General features: G+C 64.6%; 2 protein-coding genes and 1 pseudogene. 2 read left to right on the top strand and 1 reads right to left on the bottom strand.

What is annotated here, in order from left to right:
* Nucleotides 1-179 precede the first annotated feature (179 nt).
* Together EN935_RS27870 and EN935_RS27865 are read left to right on the top strand one after the other, a co-directional pair.
* Complete coding sequence (locus EN935_RS27870; protein WP_245468641.1) at nucleotides 180-2,225, top strand: bifunctional diguanylate cyclase/phosphodiesterase; 2,046 nt, start codon at nucleotides 180-182, stop codon at nucleotides 2,223-2,225.
* A 130-nt stretch (nucleotides 2,226-2,355) separates the two neighbouring features.
* The gene (locus tag EN935_RS27865; RefSeq protein WP_127373834.1) at nucleotides 2,356-2,997 is read left to right on the top strand and encodes a LysE family translocator; all 642 of its coding nucleotides are present in this window, start codon (nucleotides 2,356-2,358) and stop codon (nucleotides 2,995-2,997) included.
* 7 nt (nucleotides 2,998-3,004) lie between these two features.
* Here the strand turns inward: EN935_RS27865 and EN935_RS27860 are convergent.
* Nucleotides 3,005-3,295, bottom strand: a pseudogene (locus EN935_RS27860) (hypothetical protein); the annotation flags it as partial.

The following is a 3,295-nucleotide window of genomic DNA, read 5'->3' as shown; positions in this document are numbered from 1 at the left end:
TGCAATCAAGGGCTGCATTTGCTGGAGGGATTTAATCAAGTTTTCACGCTCCGTCGCTAATATAACGACAAGCTGTGTCGGCGACGTGCCGGGACGGCCTTGCCTGCCTCGTCGCGGGCACCCTCGGGCTTGGGCCATTCCTGATGCGCGTTATATCATGTAACGCCACGGAGCATAATTTGTGGCTTGTCCTGCTGGCGGCGCTGATGTGCGTCACTGGCTGCTGGGTGACGATCGGCCTCTTCGACCGTGCCAGGAAAACCGCCGGCGTGCAGATGCGGGGCTGGCTGTTCCTGACAGCGGTTGCCGCCGGCTCCTCGATCTGGTGCACGCACTTCATCGCCATGCTGGCCTATCAGCCCGGCGCGCCGATCACCTTCGATCCGGTCCTGACCATGGTGTCGCTGGTCATCGCCATCGCGGGCACCGGAGCCGGCTTCACCCTAGCCTCCGACAAGAGCCGGCGTCTTGCCCCGGAATGGGGCGGATGCGTCGTCGGGCTGGCGATCTCGGCCATGCACTACATCGGCATGATGGCCTATCACGTTGCCGGCATCGTCGAATGGGACAGCTCCTATATTGCCGCTTCACTGGTGATTTCGGCGGCGTTTTCCGCCGTGGCCGTCGGCCATGCCGTGCGTCGGCCATACCGCTGGTCGCACTATCTCGCCATCGGGCTGCTGGTGCTGGCGATCGTCGGCCTGCATTTCACGGCGATGGCGGCGGTGGCCGTGACGCCGCTGTCCTTCATCACCACCGGCACCAACCCCGACATTCTGGTGGCGATGGCGGTCGCCGTTGCCGTTGTCGGCCTGATCGTCGCAGCCACCGGCTTCGCCAGCTACCTGATCGACGAACGCGGCCGCCTGGAGAGCTTCGAGCGGCTTCAGCATCTTGCCCTCAACGACGCCCTTACCGGTCTCCCCAACCGGGTCTCCTTCAACGACCGCCTCGACCATGAGATCGAACGGGCGCGGGAAGACAAGGACACGATGACGGCCGTCATCGTCATCGATCTCGACCGCTTCAAGGAGATCAACGACCTCAGGGGGCACGCGGCCGGCGACCAGGCGCTCAAGATCGTCGCCCGCAGGCTGTCGAAACTCATCGGCGAGGGCGAATTCGCCGCAAGGCTCGGCGGTGACGAGTTCGCCGCGATCAAGCGCTTCAAGGATCAGAACGACCTTCTCGGCCTGGTCTCGCGGCTGGAGAAATCCCTGTTCGAGCCGTTGCGGCTCGACGATTTCGAAATCGCCGCCGGCGCCAGCATCGGCGTCGCCGTCTATCCGCGCGACGGGGCTGATCGCGAGCGGCTGGTCAGCAATGCCGACCTCGCCATGTACCGGGCGAAGAACGATGTGACGCGGGCCGTCTGCTTCTACGAATCCGCCATGGACGAGACGGCGCGGGCGCGCCGCGCGCTGGCCACCGACCTTCGGCAGGCGATCGAGCGCGGCGAGCTTTCGCTCCATTATCAGGTGCAGACCTCCGTCCCGACCGGCGCCACCTGCGGCTACGAGGCGCTGCTGCGCTGGACCCATCCCGTGCATGGCATGATCCCGCCGGTCGAATTCATTCCGATTGCCGAGGAGAACGGCTCGATCATGGCGATCGGCGAATGGGTGCTGCGGACCGCGTGCCGCCAGGCAGCCTCGTGGGACAATAGCCACAAGATCGCGGTCAATCTGTCGCCGGTGCAGTTCGCCCATGCCGATCTCGCCAAGCTCGTCCACCAGATCCTGGTCGAGACCGGGCTGTCGCCGAAACGCCTGGAGCTCGAGCTGACCGAATCGACGATCGTCGCCGACAAGGTGCGCACGCTGCATGTCCTGCGCCAGATCAAGGCGCTGGGGGTGACGATCGCGATCGACGATTTCGGCACCGGCTATTCCTCGCTCGACACGCTGCGCTCGTTTCCCTTCGACAAGATCAAGCTCGATCGCTCGTTCATGGCCGATGTCGAGCGAAGCCCGCAAGCCAAGGCGATCATCCGGGCGGTGCTGACGCTGGGCCGCAGCCTCGATATTCCGGTGCTCGCCGAAGGCGTCGAGACGCATGTCCAGCTCACCATCCTGCAGGTCGAGGGCTGCAACGAGGCGCAAGGCTATTTCCTCGGCCGGCCCAAGCCGATCGATCAAATCCTGCTTATTGGCGGCCCCGACGTCCGGAACGATCAGCCTGCCGCCACGGAACCCGCCAGGATGCGGCTGAGCAGGCAGGCATAGGATTTACGGCGGCTGGGCGCCCGTTGACGCCTTCGCCATACGCCTGCTGGATCGACCATCGGATCGCTCCTGCGTCTGGCACCGTCGCGGCTCATCCTGTATAGGCGCCTCCAATCTCCTGAGGCCGCTCATGTCGTTCATTCCGGACACCGCCACGCTGATCCAGTTTGCCATTGCCACCGTGATCCTGGCGATCACGCCGGGGCCGGACATGACCTTGTTCGTCTCGCGCACGCTGAGCCAGGGCCGCGCCACCGGCTTTGCCTCGATGGCGGGTGCGCTGTGCGGCACGCTGATCCACACCACGCTGGTGGTGGTCGGCGTCTCGGCGCTGATCGTCGCTTCGCCGATGGCCTTCTTCGTGCTGAAGATTTTTGGTGCCGGTTATCTCGTCTTCCTGGCCTGGCAGGCGATCACCAGGGGCTCGGCCTTTTCGCCGGAGAAGAAAACCGGCCCCGAAATTTCGCTGTTGCGCAGCTGGGCGGCGGGCCTCGGCGTCAATCTGCTCAACCCGAAGATCATTCTGTTCTTCATGACCTTCCTGCCGCAGTTCGTGTCCGCGCATGATCCGAGCGCACCGGGAAAGCTGTTTTTCCTTGGGCTCATGTTCATCGTGCTGTCGATCCCGGTGACCGTGCCGATGGTGCTGGCGGCGGAAAGGTTCTCGGCGGCGATGAAGGCCAGCCCGCGCGTGACGCGGGTGGTGGACTATCTCTTTGCCGGCGTGTTCTCCGCCTTCGCGCTCAAGATCCTGACGGCGCAGGCGAAGTAGGGGCCCGTCATCCTGTACGACCATCCTCTTCGGATCCTGGCTCGCCCTGCCACCAGCTTCCGGCCCAGCGCCCGGCGCTGAGCCAGTAGAAAATGCCGCCGACCATGCCGCTGCCGATCACTGCCATGATGGCGCTGGTGTCCCTGACCGCGAAGGTGGTGTCACCGCTGTGGTCGACGAGGCCGAGGAAAACCGCCGCAACCACCGCACCCGCCAGCGCATAGAACAGCCAGTCGCGCCGGCCGAGGATCTCGGCAACCAGGATGACGACGCAAGCCGGCATCAGGGCGAAATAAGC

The organism is Mesorhizobium sp. M7D.F.Ca.US.004.03.1.1 (assembly GCF_003998635.1).
Taxonomy (GTDB): domain Bacteria; phylum Pseudomonadota; class Alphaproteobacteria; order Rhizobiales; family Rhizobiaceae; genus Mesorhizobium; species Mesorhizobium loti.
The sequence above is the reverse complement of the archived record's forward strand: the minus strand, read 5'-3'. Positions and strand labels throughout refer to the sequence as shown.